This is a genomic window from Pseudomonas sp. PA-1-3F (assembly GCF_021609665.1).
GTDB lineage: Bacteria > Pseudomonadota > Gammaproteobacteria > Pseudomonadales > Pseudomonadaceae > Aquipseudomonas > Aquipseudomonas paracarnis.
In genome coordinates, this window is record NZ_WJZD01000039.1 from 12,873 (window position 1) to 28,293 (window position 15,421).

Consider the following 15,421-nt stretch of genomic DNA (forward strand, 5'->3'; position numbering starts at 1 on the left):
TAGCGGTCCTTCTGACACTTCAATACTGAAAGTGCCGCCGCCATCGCAGGCAAGCCAGCTCCCACACTGGAATGCATTCCAAAGGTGGTTACACCACAGCGTTGTAGAACTGCTCGCTGCTCTTTTGCTCCACCAACGCCTGCTCGATCGCCGCCTGATGCACTTCATCGGCATGCTCTTCACGGGCTTCGGGCAGGATGCCCAGGCGTGCGAACAGTTGCATGTCCTTGTCCGCCTGGGGGTTGGCGGTGGTCAGCAGTTTGTCGCCGTAGAAGATCGAGTTGGCGCCGGCAAAAAAGGCCAGGGCCTGCATCTGCTCATTCATGGCTTCGCGGCCAGCCGACAGGCGCACGTGGGACTGCGGCATCAGGATGCGCGCCACCGCCAGCATGCGGATGAAATCGAAGGGGTCGATGTCATCGGCGTTTTCCAACGGCGTGCCCGCCACTTTCACCAGCATGTTGATCGGCACCGACTCCGGATGCTCCGGCAGGTTGGCCAACTGGATCAGCAAGTTGGCGCGGTCGTCGAGAGACTCGCCCATGCCAAGGATGCCGCCCGAACAGATCTTCATCCCCGAGTCACGCACGTACGCCAGGGTTTGCAGGCGCTCGCTGTAGGTGCGGGTGGTGATGATCGAGCCGTAGAACTCCGGCGAGGTGTCGAGGTTGTGGTTGTAGTAGTCCAGGCCGGCCTGGGCCAGGGCTTCGGTCTGGTCCTGGTCAAGGCGACCGAGAGTCATGCAGGTTTCCAGGCCCATGGCCTTCACGCCTTTGACCATTTCCAGCACATAGGGCATGTCTTTGGCCGACGGATGTTTCCATGCCGCGCCCATGCAGAAACGCGTCGAGCCGATGGCCTTGGCACGTGCGGCCTCTTCGAGGACCTTCTGCACCTCCATCAGCTTCTCTTTTTCCAGGCCAGTGTTGTAGTGGCCCGACTGCGGACAATATTTGCAATCTTCCGGGCAGGCGCCGGTCTTGATCGACAGCAGCGTCGACACTTGCACGCGGTTGGCGTCGAAATGCGCGCGGTGCACGGTCTGCGCCTGGAACAACAGGTCGTTGAAAGGCTGCACGAACAGGGCTTTGACTTCAGCTAAAGACCAATCGTGACGCAGGGTGGCAGAGGTGCTGGCGCTCATGGGCGATTCCTTGATTATGCTTTGGCAAGCGCTGCGGGAAAGGCAATACCCACAGGCACGACACGGATGCTCGGCATATTTAAGGAAGATTCATGCACTGTCAACCTGAGCACAAACACCAAGTTTACATCTGGTTAAAAAGCATACAGACCTGTTTGATCTGCGATGAGTGCATCGAATCAGACGAGCCCCTGTGCAGCGCCTGCGAAACAGAATTGCCATGGCTGATGGAACAGTGCGAACGCTGCGCACTGCCCTTACCCATGGACGGACTGCTCTGCGGCCAGTGCCAAAAACAGCCACCGGCCTTTCACCAGGTGGTCGCGCCATGGACCTACAGTTTTCCCGTGGACACCCTGATCAGCCGCTTCAAGCATCAGGCGCGTTGGCCGCTGGGGCACTTGATGGCGCGTCTGCTGGGGCAGCACTTGCAGCATCGCTTCGATAACGCCGAACTGGAGCGCCCCGACTGCCTGCTACCGGTGCCCATGGCGCGCAAACGCCTGCGCGAACGCGGCTTTAATCAAGCGTTGATGCTGGCCCGCTGGCTCAATCACGCCCTCGACATTCCCTTTGATGACCACGCGCTCTTACGCCCCCATGAAACCGTGGCGCAGCAAGACCTCGATGCCAAGACCCGCAAACGCAACCTGCTCAACGCCTTCGCACTGGCCCCCGGCATCCAGGTTGCCGGGCAACATCTGGCGCTGGTAGACGACGTCCTCACCACCGGCGCCACGGCCCACAGCCTGGCGCGCTTGTTGATAAACGCCGGCGCGCGCCAGGTGGATGTGTATTGCCTGGCCCGTACGCCCAAACCCGGCAGCTGACTTGACTCCCCTGCGCCAGCGCGGCAACGTCGGCGCATCTCACCCAAGCGTATCTGCCATGTCTGTGCCCAGCCCTCTCAGCCAACACATCATCCGCCGCCCCCAGCGTATTGCCTTGCTGGGACATATCGCCGAGCAGGGCTCCATCACCCGTGCGGCCAAGAGTGCCGGGTTGAGTTACAAGGCCGCCTGGGACGCCATTGATGAACTGAACAACCTGGCGCAAAAACCGCTGGTGCAACGCAGCGTCGGTGGCAAGGGCGGTGGCGGCGCCAAACTGACTCAGGAAGGGGAACGGGTGCTGCGCCTCTATCAGCGCCTGCAACTGCTTCAGGCCGAGATCCTTGGCTCGGACGAAGCGGCCAGCGACTTCAACCTGCTGGGCCGCTTGATGCTGCGCACCAGCGCGCGCAACCAATTGCACGGCCAGGTCAGCGCCATAGAGAGCCATGGCCACAACGACATGATCCGCCTGCAATTGGCCGGCGGCCTGCACCTCGACGCACAGATCACCCACGACAGCACCCTGCGCCTGGAACTGCAGACCGGTGTGGAAGTAGTGGCCCTGATCAAGGCCGGGTGGCTTGAATTACTGGCGGACGAACAAACTGAAACACTTGGACACAATTGCCTGGAAGGCAGGATCGAGACCATTCTCGCCGCCGAAGACGGCCCCAGCGAGGTGCGTATTGCGCTAGCCAACGGCCAAGTGTTGTGCGCGCTGGCGCCGCCCGTCGCACTCAAGGCCATTAATGCAGCGCAGGGCCAGCCAATCCGCGTGCAGTTTGCACCCAGCCATGTATTGCTTGGCACCCCGGTGTAACGGGCGCGCGTCTTCAAGCTGCAACAATTCGGTCACAAGCGCTGCTTAAGGTGTCTGCAAAAACCTTAAGGAGCCTGTGATGAGCCTATTAGAAGAAAACCATGCCACCGACCTTGAACAGATGGTGGGCCTGACCCGCCGTCGCTTTATCGGCGCAGGCGCCCTGTGCGGCGCCGCGATGTTTCTCGGCGGCAACCTGCTGAGTCGCAGCGCCCTGGCCGTGAATGCCGCTACCGCCAGCCCGTTGCTGGGGTTCACCAGCATTGCCGCCGCCACCAGCGACACCATCACCCTGCCACCGGGCTACAGTGCTTCGGTGTTGATCAGTTGGGGCCAGCCCCTGCACAACAACGCCCCGGCTTTCGACCCGTCCGGCCATGGCACCGCCAAGGCTCAGGAACAACAGTTCGGCGACAACAACGACGGCATGAGCCTGTTTCCATTCCCCGGTGACGACAACCGCGCGCTGATTGCGATCAACAACGAATACACCAACTATCGCTACCTCTACGCCCACGGCGGCGCGCCTCAATCGGCCGAAGACGTGCGCAAGGCCCTGGCCAGCGAAGGCGTGTCGGTGATCGAAGTACGCCGCAAGGGCGACACCTGGCAGTTCGTCCAGGATTCGCGCTACAACCGGCGCATCCACGGCAATTCACCGATTCGTTTGAGTGGCCCTGCCGCCGGCCATGACTGGCTGAAAACCGGCGCCGACAAGAGCGGCAAAAAAGTCCTCGGCACGTTCCAGAACTGCGCCAACGGCAAGACGCCGTGGGGCACCTACCTGACCTGCGAAGAAAACTTCACCGACTGCTTCGGCAGCAGCAACCCGCAGCAAACCTTCGACGCAGGGCAGAAGCGCTACGGCGTGGTGGCCGCCAGCAAAGACATCAACTGGCATCAGCACGACCCGCGCTTTGACATGGCCAAGAACCCCAACGAACTCAATCGCCATGGTTGGGTGGTGGAAATCGACCCGTTCGATCCGCAATCCACCCCAGTCAAACGCACGGCCCTGGGGCGCTTCAAACACGAAAACGCGGCCCTCGCCGAAACCCGTGACGGTCGCGCCGTGGTGTACATGGGCGACGATGAACGCGGTGAATTCATCTACAAGTTCATCAGCCGCGATCAGATCAACCACAACAACCCTAAGGCCAACAAAGACCTGCTCGACCACGGCACCTTGTACGTGGCGATCTTCGACGCAGGCGACGGTGATGCCGACCACCCCAAGGGCAAAGGCCAGTGGGTTGAACTCACCCATGGCAAAAACGGCATCGACGCCAGCAGCGGTTTCGCCAACCAGGCCGAGGTGCTGATTCATGCGCGCCTGGCCGCCAGTGTGGTGAAAGCCACACGCATGGACCGCCCGGAATGGATCGTGGTCAGCCCCACCGACGGCCAGGTCTATTGCACCCTGACCAACAACGCCAAGCGCGGCGAAGAGGGCCAGCCGGTAGGCGGCCCCAACCCACGGGAGAAGAACGTCTACGGCCAGATCCTGCGCTGGAAAGCCGACGCCGATAACCACGGTGCCACGGACTTCACCTGGGACCTGTTCGTGGTGGCCGGCAACCCCGGCGTGCATGCCGGCAACCCCAAGGGCGGCTCGTCCAACATCAACCCGCAAAACATGTTCAACAGCCCCGACGGCCTGGGCTTCGACAAAGCCGGGCGCCTGTGGATCCTGACCGATGGCGACTACAGCAACGCCGGCGACTTTGCGGGCATGGGCAATAACCAGATGCTGTGCGCCGACCCGAGCACTGGAGAAATCCGTCGTTTCATGGTGGGGCCGGTGGCGTGTGAAGTGACGGGGATCAGCTTTTCGCCGGACCAGAAAACATTGTTCGTGGGCATTCAGCACCCAGGGGAAACCGGTGGCTCGACCTGGCCGGAACACCTGCCCAATGGCAAACCGCGGTCGTCGGTGATGGCGATTCGGCGGGATGATGGCGGGATCGTAGGCGCCTGATAGACCGCTATCGCAGGCAAGCCAGCTCCCACATCTCGATGTGTAAATACATGCCAGTGTGGGAGCTGGCTTGCCTGCGAAGGCGTCCGCACAGCCACCGCCTATCTATGCTGTTACCATACCCGGCCGGACGCGGCGCCCTGCTGCGCGCAGGAGTTCGCATGGCCCACCCGTTTGAAACACTCACCCCAGACCTGGTGCTCGACGCCGTCGAAAGCATCGGTTTCCTCAGCGACGCGCGGGTTCTGGCGCTCAACAGCTACGAAAACCGCGTGTACCAAGTGGGCATCGAAGACGCCGAACCACTGATCGCCAAGTTCTATCGCCCCCAGCGCTGGACCAACGAGGCGATCCTGGAAGAGCACCGCTTCACCTTCGAACTGGCCGAGTGCGATGTACCGGTGGTCGCCCCGTTGATCCACAACGGCGAGAGCCTGTTCGAACACGCAGGTTTCCGCTTCACCCTGTTTCCGCGCCGTGGCGGCCGCGCGCCGGAGCCGGGCAACCTCGATCAGCTTTACCGGCTCGGGCAACTGCTGGGGCGTTTGCACGCGGTGGGCTCCACCCGCCCGTTCGAACACCGCGAAGCCCTGGGGGTGAAGAATTTCGGCCACGACTCCCTCACCACCTTGCTTGAAGGCAACTTCATTCCCAAAAGCCTGTTGCCGGCCTACGAGTCCGTGGCCCGCGACCTGCTCAAGCGTGTGGAAGAGGTTTACAAGGCCACGCCGCACAAGAACATCCGCATGCACGGTGACTGCCACCCCGGCAACATGATGTGCCGCGACGAGATGTTCCATATCGTCGACCTGGATGACTGCCGCATGGGCCCGGCGGTGCAAGACCTGTGGATGATGCTGGCTGGCGACCGCCAGGAATGCCTCGGCCAGCTCTCGGAACTGATGGACGGTTATCAGGAGTTCCACGACTTCGACCCGCGCGAACTGGCGCTGATCGAGCCGCTGCGCGCCCTGCGCCTGATGCACTACAGTGCCTGGCTCGCACGACGCTGGGACGACCCGGCGTTTCCCCATAGCTTTCCGTGGTTTGGCAGCGAGCGGTATTGGGGCGACCAGGTGCTGGCGTTGCGTGAGCAACTGTCGGCGCTCAATGAAGAACCGCTAAAACTCTTCTGAACGCGTTCCATCATCGCGCCCACGCTCTGCGTGGGCGCGCATCCTGTGACGCTCCGCGTCACGATTTAAGAACAAACGCAGAGCGTCCAAGGCGGCGTTACCACGCAGAGCGTGGGAACGAGCGTTGTCTGACAAATATCCTTACAATTGCGCTTTGTTAGCTGCCTGAGCAAGGATTCTGCAATGCAAGCCGCCAACCCCCGCAAGGGGTACATCCTGGGCCTGAGCGCCTATGTCATCTGGGGTCTATTCCCGCTCTACTTCAAAGCCATCGCCAGCGTGCCCGCCGCCGAGATCATTGTGCATCGCGTATTGTGGTCGGCACTGTTCGGTGGGCTGTTGCTGATGGTGTGGAAACATCCCGGCTGGTTTCGCGAACTGCGCGACAACCCCAAGCGCCTGGCGATCCTGGCCCTCAGCGGTTCGTTGATCGCCGCTAACTGGCTGACCTATGTGTGGTCGGTGAACACCGGGCGCATGCTCGAAGCGAGCCTGGGTTACTACATCAATCCGCTGGTGAATGTGCTGCTGGGCATGCTGATCCTCGGCGAGCGACTGCGCCGTTTGCAATGGGTGGCGGTGGGGTTGGCAGCGGTAGGTGTGGCGCAGCAGGTGTGGCAAGTCGGTAGCCTGCCGTGGGTGTCGCTGGCGCTGGCGCTGACGTTCGGCTTCTACGGTTTGATCCGCAAGCAGGCGCCGGTCAAAGCGCTGCCAGGCCTGGTGGTGGAAACCTGGATGCTGGTACCCATTGCCGTCGCCTGGTTGCTGTTCAACCCGACCGCCCACAGCGCGCAACTGGCGTTCTGGAGCACCTCCGAGGCCTGGTGGCTGGTGGCCGCAGGCCCTGTGACGCTGATTCCCCTGGTGTGCTTCAACGCCGCTGCACGGCACTTGCCCTACACCGCCCTGGGCTTTTTGCAGTATGTGGCGCCGACGCTGGTGTTGCTCGAAGCCGTGCTGTTGTTCGGTGAACACCTGGCGCCGAGCACCTTGGTCGCCTTCGCCTTTATCTGGGCCGGGTTGGTGGTGTACAGCCTGGATGCCTGGCTGACCGTGCGCAAACGCTGATCAAATAACGTACAAACCTCTGCAAGCCACGGCTTTCGTGGCTTGCAGCGTTCCACCCCAAGGTTATCCACAACTTGATCCCCGCCATTTGTGCACAAGCCCTTGAAACTGCTCGTTTTTTGCTCAACTTGCGCAGAAGGCCGGCGGGCGTGGCCTGGCGTCGGGTCTCTACAGGTTATCCACAGGCCCATGCAAGATTTCCCTGCATAACCTTGTGGATCGTTATTCCTCCTGACGCAACTCCACCATCAAGTCATCGGCCAAGGTTTCCAAAGCCTCTTGCAGGGTTTCCAGCGATAGCGTGGCCGGCACTTGCAACAACGCCTCGGCGTTGAACAGCGGATCACCGCTCATGGGCGCCGGGCGCACATCGGTGCTCAGGCGTTCCAGGTTGACGCCCTGCTGGCTCAGCAGCGCGGTGATCTCACGCACGATGCCCGAGCGGTCATTGCCCACCAGGGTCATCAGGATCGGCTTGGACGCCGATGCCTGGCCGCTGCTGCCCTCACCCACCAACACGCGAATGCCATGGGTGGATAAATCCTCCAATGCCCCCACCAATGCCTGGCGCTGCTCGCTCGGCACGCTCACCCGCAGGATCCCGGCAAACTGCCCGGCCATGTGCGCCATGCGGCTTTCCAGCCAGTTACCACCATGACTGGCAATGTTCTGCGCGATGCGTTCAACCAGGCCGGGTTTGTCGGCGGCGATAATAGTGAGTACAAGATGGTCCATGGCGCAGTCCCTCGGTTGGTTGATCCTCGATTATAGACATGCCGCGTATATCCAGAAGGTACGCGTGATCGTTAACGTCCATCCCAGGCAAGCCAGCTCTCACAGACAAATCGTGTACCATTTTGATATTTATCTGGAACAATCCAATAGTTTTTTGAGAACATCCTGTTCTCCGCTGTGACCGTACGACCATAGTGGGTCGCTAAACGACGTATTTAGTCTAATTTTCACAACCGCAAGTCATCATGTAGTATGCCCAACCGTGCACTACATAATGAAAATCTGAAAAAGCGCATAAGCTCCGCAGAGTGAGGCAAGCAATGACTGAACACGTTCAAGTCGGTGGCCTGCAGGTCGCCAAAGTCCTGTTCGACTTCGTGAACAACGAAGCCATTCCCGGTACCGGCATCACTGCCGACCAGTTCTGGGCCGGTGCCGACAAGGTCATCCATGACCTGGCCCCGAAGAACAAAGCCCTACTCGCCAAACGCGACGACTTCCAGGCGCGGATCGATACCTGGCACCAGACCCACGCCGGCCAGGCCCATGACCCGGTGGCCTACAAAGCCTTCCTGCAAGACATCGGCTACCTGTTGCCAGAAGCCGCAGACTTTGAGGCCTCGACCCAAAACGTCGATGATGAGATCGCACGCATGGCCGGCCCACAGCTGGTCGTGCCGGTGATGAACGCCCGCTTCGCCCTCAATGCCTCGAATGCGCGCTGGGGCTCGCTGTACGACGCGCTCTATGGCACCGACGCCATCAGCGAAGCCAACGGCGCCGAGAAGGGCAAGGGCTATAACAAAGTGCGTGGTGACAAGGTCATTGCCTTCGCCCGCGCCTTCCTCGATGAAGCCGCACCGCTGAGCGCCGGCAGCCATGTCGATTCCACCGCCTACAAAATCGTCGATGGCACGCTGATCGTCAGCCTCAAAGGCGGCAGCAACAGCGGCCTGCGTGACGATGCCCAGTTGATCGGTTTCCAGGGCCCTGCGGCCGAGCCGATTGCGATCTTGCTCAAGCACAATGGCCTGCACTTCGAAATCCAGATCGACGCCAGCACCCCAGTGGGCCAGACCGACGCTGCCGGCGTCAAAGACGTGCTGATGGAAGCTGCGCTGACCACCATCATGGACTGCGAAGACTCCGTCGCCGCCGTGGATGCCGATGACAAAGTGGTGATCTACCGCAACTGGCTCGGCCTGATGAAGGGCGACCTGGCCGAAGAAGTGGCCAAGGGCGGCCAGACCTTCACCCGCACCATGAACCCTGACCGCGTCTACACCGGCGTGGATGGCAGCGACGTGACCCTGCACGGCCGTTCGCTGTTGTTCGTGCGCAACGTTGGCCACTTGATGACCATCGACGCGATCCTCGATAAAGACGGCAACGAAGTACCCGAAGGCATCCTCGACGGCCTGATCACCAGCCTGGCGGCGATCCACAGCCTCAACGGCAACAACACCCGCAAGAACAGCCGCACCGGTTCCGTATACATCGTGAAACCGAAGATGCACGGCCCGGAAGAAGCCGCGTTCACCAACGAACTGTTCGGTCGCATCGAAGAGGTACTGAACCTGGCGCGCAACACCCTCAAGGTCGGGATCATGGACGAGGAGCGCCGCACCACGGTCAACCTCAAGGCCTGCATCAAGGCGGCCAGTGAGCGCGTGGTGTTTATCAACACCGGCTTCCTCGACCGCACTGGCGATGAAATCCACACCTCCATGGAAGCCGGTGCGATGGTGCGCAAGGCGGCCATGAAGGCAGAAAAATGGATCGGCGCCTATGAGAACTGGAACGTCGATATCGGCCTGAGCACCGGCTTGCAAGGTCGTGCACAGATCGGTAAAGGCATGTGGGCCATGCCCGACCTGATGGCGGCGATGCTTGAGCAGAAAATCGCCCACCCGTTGGCCGGTGCCAACACCGCCTGGGTACCGTCGCCGACCGCCGCGGCCCTGCATGCGTTGCACTACCACAAGGTTGATGTGTTCGCCCGCCAGGCCGAGCTGGCCAAGCGCGAGCGCGCCTCGGTGGACGATATCCTCACCATTCCTCTGGCCAGCAACACCGATTGGTCCGAGGAAGAAATCCGCAACGAACTGGACAACAACGCCCAGGGCATCCTCGGCTATGTGGTGCGTTGGATCGACCAGGGTGTGGGCTGCTCAAAGGTGCCGGACATCAACGATGTCGGCCTGATGGAAGACCGCGCCACCCTGCGTATTTCCAGCCAGCACATCGCCAACTGGCTGCGCCACGGCATTGTCAACGAAGACCAGGTGATGGAAAGCCTCAAGCGCATGGCGCCCGTGGTAGACCGCCAGAATGCCGGGGATGCGTTGTACCGCCCACTGGCTCCGGACTTCGACAGCAACATCGCATTCCAGGCAGCGGTGGAGTTGGTGATTGAAGGGACCAAGCAGCCTAATGGCTATACCGAGCCGGTGTTGCACCGCAGGCGTCGGGAGTTCAAGGCCAAGAACGGCCTGTAATGGAAAAAGCCCTGATCGAAAGATCGGGGCTTTTTTATCAGTGTCAGTTAGACCGCGTTGCCTGAATCGCAGGCAAGCCAGCTCCCACAGGGAGTGCATTTCAAATGTGGGAGCCGGGCTTGCCCGCGAAGAGGCCAGGCCAGTCACCCCACACTCAGGGCACCATCCCCAACTCCCGCTTCACCAACTTCGCCAACTTCACGCTATCAATCGGCTTGAGCAAGAAATCCACCACGCTCAAATGCATCGCATCAATCACATCCGGCGCTTCCGCGTCTCCAGACATGATGATGATCGGCAACGCCGCACGGGTGGACTCACGCACCTGGCGGATCAATTCCAAGCCATTGCTGGGCGCCATACGCAGGTCGGTGATCAGCAAACCGATGGAACTGCTCGTCTTCAACAAATCCCACGCAGCCTCGCCACTTTCGGCAGTCATGCAGCGAATACCATCGAGCCCAAGGATTTCCGCCAGCAATTCACGCGCGTCCTTGTCGTCGTCCACGATCAAAACGCGTTGGGGGGGTAAATCGGGCTCCAGCATCACGGCGCTCAGCGCCTCGCGCTCGGCATCACTCAAAATATCGTGGTCGGACATACGTTTCTCAGCAGTTCTCATCAATCTCCCAGCACACTCGTCAGACATCTGCGGAAGGGCGAACAATGTGCACTTCGTCGGAAAGTTTGCCTAGTGGGCTTTCTACGGGTTTTGGACGATTGTCATGTAAGGTTTTTCCCTAGTTTTGCGCGGTACTCCTCGACCTAGACTTACGTCCAATGGGCACCCACTGCGCAGGAGTCGACCATGCAGCACGATAACGACAAAAACACTGCGGTCACTGTTATGAGTAAAGCTGATGCATTCGCACAGGCGGGTAAAACCGCTGTGTTGCAGAACATCCACGGCACCCTGCAATTCCTGCAACGCTTCCCGCCGTTCAACCAGATGGAACAGGCGCACCTGGCTTTCCTGGTGGAGCAGTGCCAACTGCGTTTCTACGGCCCCGGCGACAGCATCCTCAAACCGTCGGGCGGCCCGGTCGAGCACTTTTATATCGTCAAGCAGGGCCGGGTCGTGGGTGAGCGTCCAGACTCGGCGGACACCACCTTTGAAATCGCCACCGGCGAATGCTTCCCCCTCGCCGCCTTGCTGGGTGAGCGCGCGACCCGTACAGAACACAAAGCCGCTGAAGACACCTTCTGCCTGCAATTGAACAAACCGGCCTTTATCAAGCTGTTCGCGCTGTCCAGCCCGTTTCGTGATTTCGCCTTGCGCGGGGTCAGCAGCCTGCTCGACCAGGTCAACCAGCAGGTACAGCAAAAAGCCGTGGAAACCCTCGGCACCCAATACTCCTTGAATACCCGCCTGGGTGAATTGGCCATGCGCCACCCGGTCACCTGCAGCCCGCACACACCGTTGCGCGAAGCGGTGACCTTGATGCACGAACAACAGGTCGGCAGCATTGTGATCGTCAACGAACACAAGGCGCCCCTGGGCATCTTCACTCTGCGCGATCTGCGCCAGGTGGTCGCCGATGGCGCCAGCGACTTCAGCCAGAGCATTGCCGGGCACATGACCCAGGCGCCGTTTTACTTGAGCCCGGAGCACAGCGCTTTCGACGCAGCCATCGCCATGACCGAGCGGCATATCGCCCATGTGTGCCTGGTGCAAGACCAGCGCCTGTGTGGCGTGGTCTCCGAGCGTGACTTGTTTTCCTTGCAGCGTGTGGACCTGGTGCACCTGGCCCGCACCATCCGCAACGCGCCCCGGGTGGAAAACCTAGTGGCGATTCGCGGTGAAATCGGCCAGTTGGTGGAGCGCATGCTCGCCCATGGCGCCTCATCCACCCAGATCACCCACATCATTACGCTGCTCAACGACCACACCGTGTGCCGGGTGATCGAGCTGACCCTCGCGGAAAAAGGCGACCCCGGTGTGCCCTTCAGTTGGCTGTGTTTTGGCAGCGAAGGCCGCCGCGAACAAACGCTGTACACCGACCAGGACAACGGCATCCTGTTCGAGGCCAAGGACGCCGTCGAAGCCGCCGAAAGGCGTGAGCGCTTGCTACCGCTGGCGCAGCACATCAACCAAAGCCTGGCGCTGTGCGGCTTCAGCCTGTGCAAGGGCAATATCATGGCCGGCAACCCCGAGCTGTGCTTGTCCCGCGTGGAGTGGGCGCGGCGCTTCGGCGCGTTCATTCGTGAAGCGACGCCGGAAAACCTGCTGGGCTCAAGCATCTATTTTGACTTGCGCGTGGTATGGGGCGACGAGCGCGGGTGCGAGCAACTGCGTCAGGGCATTCTCGATCAGGTGGCGGATAACCGCTTGTTCCAACGGATGCTGGCCGAAAATGCACTACTGCGGCGCCCGCCGGTGGGGCGTTTCCGCGAGTTCGTGCTGACCCGCAAACATGGCGAAAAGGCCACCCTCGACCTCAAGGTGCAGGGCCTTACACCTTTTGTAGATGGCGCGCGCCTGTTGGCCCTGGCCAATGGCATCCACGCCAACAACACCCTGGAACGCCTGCGCCAGTTGGTGGACAAGGCCGTGATCGAACCCCTGGATGGCGCCGCCTATGAAGAGGCCTACCACTTTATCCAGCAGACCCGCATGCAGCAGCACCAATTGCAGACCCGCGAGAACCTGCCCTATTCCAACCGCGTCGACCCCGACAGCCTCAACCACCTGGATCGGCGCATCCTGCGTGAGTCCCTGCGCCAGGCCCAACGCCTGCAAAGCAGCCTGAGCTTGCGGTATCAGCTATGAGTTTGTTTGGCTGGCTGCGCGCCAAAAAACCTGGGCTCAACGCTGCGCAACAGCAGCGCCTGGAACAGTTACCCAAGCCCGCCGAACTGGGCAACGGCCCATTGCGCAGCCAGCGCTGGGTAGTGGTGGACCTGGAAACCAGCGGCCTGAACCTTCACCGCGACCAGGTGCTGTCCATCGGCGCCGTGGTCATCGAAGACGGTGCGGTGGATTTCTCTCAACTGTTCGAACGCACCCTGCAGCGCACCGACACCAAGCTCAGCCCCAGTGTGCTGATCCACGGGCTGGGGCCCAGTGCAATCGCCGCTGGCAGCGACCCGACCGAGGCGTTGCTGGATTTCATGGCGTTCGTGGGCGATAGTCCGCTGCTGGCCTTCCATGCGCCGTTTGATCAACACATGCTGTGCCGGGCGCTCAAGGACAGCCTGGGTTATCGCCTGGCCCATCCGTTCATGGATGTAGCAGACCTGGCCCCGCTGTTATGCCCAGAGGCGCATATCCGCGAAGCCGGGCTGGACGACTGGCTCAACCACTTCAGGCTACAGGCCGGCGAACGCCACCATGCCAGCGCCGATGCACTGGCGACGGCGGAGCTGATGTTGATCCTGTTCAGCCGGGCGCGGCAGCAACAGATCGATACGCCCCAGGCGCTGTATGAGCGTTTGGCCCAATGGAAACGACGCAAGCAGTCCCCTTCCCTTTAACGCTTCGCGCCCGACGCGGAGCATCGCGGGATGCATTCCTACGCAGAGCGCGGGAACGATCACCCGACAGACGCCAATTGCGCCCACCCTACGCCTCTGACACAATCGCGAATAATTCTCGTTAGTTTAAACCTTATTCGGTGATGCCTTGTCGTCGGTCCATACCCCACGCAGTGAGCTTGTTGGTGCGTTGTATCGCGACCACCGTGGCTGGCTGTTGGCGTGGCTGCGACGTAACGTGGGGTGCCCAAGCCGTGCCGAAGACCTGAGCCAGGACACCTTCATGCGCCTGCTGGGCCGTGATGAGTTGCGCGAGCCCCGCGAACCGCGGGCGTTCCTGGTGGCCATCGCCAAGGGTTTGCTGTTTGACTATTTCCGTCGTGCGGCCCTGGAACAGGCCTACCTCACCGAATTGATGCTGATCCCGGAAAACGAACAGCCTTCGCCGGAAGCCCAGCAACTGATCCTCGAAGACCTCAAGGCCATCGACCGCCTGCTCGGCAAGTTGTCGAGCAAGGCCCGCGCCGCGTTCCTCTATAACCGCCTCGACGGCCTGAGCCATGCCGAAATCGCCCAGCGCCTGGGCGTGTCGGTGCCCCGCGTGCGCCAATACCTGGCCCAGGGCATTCGCCAGTGCTACATCGCACTGTATGGCGAGCCGTCGTGACCGCGATCGGCTCCAAACCGGTGTCGTCGCGCGTGCTGGATGCCGCGATTGCCTGGCAACTGTCCCTCGACTCGGGCGACGGCAGCGCGGTGGAACAGGAAGAGTTCAGCAAGTGGCTGGCCAGTGATGAGGAACACGCTCGCGCCTGGCGCCAGTTGGGCATGCTCGACCAGCGTTTCAGTGTGGCCTCGGGCCCGGCTCGGGCGGCGCTGCTGCAGTCGCGCCACGGCATTCGCCAGCGCGTGCGCAAGCTGGGCCGGGGCCTGGCCAGTATCGTGCTGGTGTGTGGCCTGGCGCTGTTTGCCGGTGAGCGTTACGTGCCTATTCACTATTGGCTGGCCGACCAGCGCACCGCCACCGGTGAACAGCGCACGCTGAAGCTGGCGGACGGCACGCGGATAAACCTCAACACCCACAGCGCCATTGATGTGCGCTTCGACGAAACACGCCGCTTGATCGTGTTGCAGGCAGGCGAAATTCTCGTCGAAACCGGCCACGACGATTCGCGCCCATTCTACGTGCAAACCCGCGACGGCAGCCTGCGGGCGCTGGGTACCCGGTTTATCGTCAAGCGCGAAGACGACGCTACGCGACTGAGTGTGTTGCAGTCAGCCGTGGCCGCCCAGCCCGAGGCGCTGCACCAGGAACAAGTGTTCAAGGCGGGCCAGCAAGTGCTGATGCGCGGCGACGGGCTCGGGCCACTGTTGGCCGTCACCCCCGCCACCGATGCCTGGACCCGCGGCATGCTGGTAGTGGACAACGCTCGGCTGGGGGATGTGATCGAGGAATTGGCGCGCTATCGCACCGGCTACCTGGGGGTGGATAACAACGTGGCCGACCTGCGCATCACCGGCAGTTTCCCGCTGCATGACACCACGTTGGCATTGAATGCGCTGTTGCCGACTTTGCCGGTGCAGATCGAGCAGCACACGACGTGGTGGGTGACCGTCAAGGGTAAGCCTTAGGCTTGATCGTTCCCACGCTCCGCGTGGTAATGCAGCCCGGACGCTCTGCGTCCCAGGCCGTGACGCAGAGCGTCACAAGAGGCGTTCCCACGCGGAGCTTGGG

At 61.4% G+C, this 15,421-nt stretch carries 13 protein-coding genes; 10 read left to right on the top strand and 3 right to left on the bottom strand.

Annotated elements, in window-relative coordinates; all coding sequences use genetic code 11:
• Nucleotides 1-88 precede the first annotated feature (88 nt).
• Nucleotides 89-1,144 carry a biotin synthase BioB gene (gene bioB, locus GIV26_RS23110; RefSeq protein ID WP_014720209.1) on the bottom strand — a complete coding sequence of 352 codons (1,056 nt, stop codon included), beginning with the start codon at nucleotides 1,142-1,144 and terminating at the stop codon, nucleotides 89-91.
• Nucleotides 1,145-1,236: 92 nt separating this feature from the next.
• On the opposite strand from bioB, the gene GIV26_RS23115 reads away from it, so the two are divergent.
• The 5 genes from GIV26_RS23115 to rarD all read left to right on the top strand — a co-directional run bounded on the left by GIV26_RS23115 (nucleotide 1,237) and on the right by rarD (nucleotide 6,979).
• Entirely contained in the window at nucleotides 1,237-1,974 is a 738-nt protein-coding gene (locus GIV26_RS23115) for a ComF family protein (RefSeq protein WP_054920722.1), read from the top strand.
• A gap of 58 nt (nucleotides 1,975-2,032) precedes the next feature.
• The gene (locus GIV26_RS23120; protein ID WP_236282358.1) at nucleotides 2,033-2,797 is read left to right on the top strand and encodes a TOBE domain-containing protein; all 765 of its coding nucleotides are present in this window, start codon (nucleotides 2,033-2,035) and stop codon (nucleotides 2,795-2,797) included.
• 79 nt (nucleotides 2,798-2,876) lie between these two features.
• Nucleotides 2,877-4,775 (top strand): PhoX family protein, encoded by a 1,899-nt coding sequence (locus tag GIV26_RS23125; RefSeq protein WP_236282359.1) that lies wholly within the window; start codon nucleotides 2,877-2,879, stop codon nucleotides 4,773-4,775.
• Nucleotides 4,776-4,936: 161 nt separating this feature from the next.
• Nucleotides 4,937-5,911, top strand: a complete 975-nt coding sequence (locus tag GIV26_RS23130; protein ID WP_034128855.1) for a serine/threonine protein kinase — start codon at nucleotides 4,937-4,939, stop codon at nucleotides 5,909-5,911.
• A 183-nt stretch (nucleotides 5,912-6,094) separates the two neighbouring features.
• Nucleotides 6,095-6,979, top strand: a complete 885-nt coding sequence (gene rarD / locus GIV26_RS23135) for an EamA family transporter RarD (RefSeq protein ID WP_057976553.1) — start codon at nucleotides 6,095-6,097, stop codon at nucleotides 6,977-6,979.
• Between the two features lie 222 nt (nucleotides 6,980-7,201).
• Here rarD and GIV26_RS23140 read toward each other — a convergent pair whose 3' ends face one another.
• Nucleotides 7,202-7,714 (bottom strand): glycine cleavage system protein R, encoded by a 513-nt coding sequence (locus tag GIV26_RS23140; protein WP_003194815.1) that lies wholly within the window; start codon nucleotides 7,712-7,714, stop codon nucleotides 7,202-7,204.
• A 320-nt stretch (nucleotides 7,715-8,034) separates the two neighbouring features.
• On the opposite strand from GIV26_RS23140, the gene GIV26_RS23145 reads away from it, so the two are divergent.
• The gene (locus GIV26_RS23145; RefSeq protein WP_236282361.1) at nucleotides 8,035-10,212 is read left to right on the top strand and encodes a malate synthase G; all 2,178 of its coding nucleotides are present in this window, start codon (nucleotides 8,035-8,037) and stop codon (nucleotides 10,210-10,212) included.
• A 154-nt stretch (nucleotides 10,213-10,366) separates the two neighbouring features.
• Here GIV26_RS23145 and GIV26_RS23150 read toward each other — a convergent pair whose 3' ends face one another.
• Nucleotides 10,367-10,813: a response regulator gene (locus tag GIV26_RS23150; RefSeq protein WP_019817416.1), complete on the bottom strand. Its 447-nt coding sequence runs from the start codon at nucleotides 10,811-10,813 to the stop codon at nucleotides 10,367-10,369.
• A 246-nt stretch (nucleotides 10,814-11,059) separates the two neighbouring features.
• Here GIV26_RS23150 and GIV26_RS23155 point away from each other — a divergent pair, with 246 nt between their 5' ends.
• From GIV26_RS23155 to GIV26_RS23170, 4 genes are all read left to right on the top strand, one after another.
• Nucleotides 11,060-12,982 carry a putative nucleotidyltransferase substrate binding domain-containing protein gene (locus GIV26_RS23155; RefSeq protein ID WP_236264089.1) on the top strand — a complete coding sequence of 641 codons (1,923 nt, stop codon included), beginning with the start codon at nucleotides 11,060-11,062 and terminating at the stop codon, nucleotides 12,980-12,982.
• A complete protein-coding gene (locus GIV26_RS23160; protein WP_034128859.1) occupies nucleotides 12,979-13,686 on the top strand; it encodes a 3'-5' exonuclease in 708 nt (235 codons plus the stop codon). Before GIV26_RS23155 ends, GIV26_RS23160 begins: the two co-directional genes overlap by 4 nt.
• A gap of 148 nt (nucleotides 13,687-13,834) precedes the next feature.
• A complete protein-coding gene (locus GIV26_RS23165; protein WP_236282363.1) occupies nucleotides 13,835-14,353 on the top strand; it encodes an RNA polymerase sigma factor in 519 nt (172 codons plus the stop codon).
• A complete protein-coding gene (locus GIV26_RS23170; protein ID WP_236282365.1) occupies nucleotides 14,350-15,318 on the top strand; it encodes a FecR domain-containing protein in 969 nt (322 codons plus the stop codon). Before GIV26_RS23165 ends, GIV26_RS23170 begins: the two co-directional genes overlap by 4 nt.
• Nucleotides 15,319-15,421 lie beyond the last annotated feature (103 nt).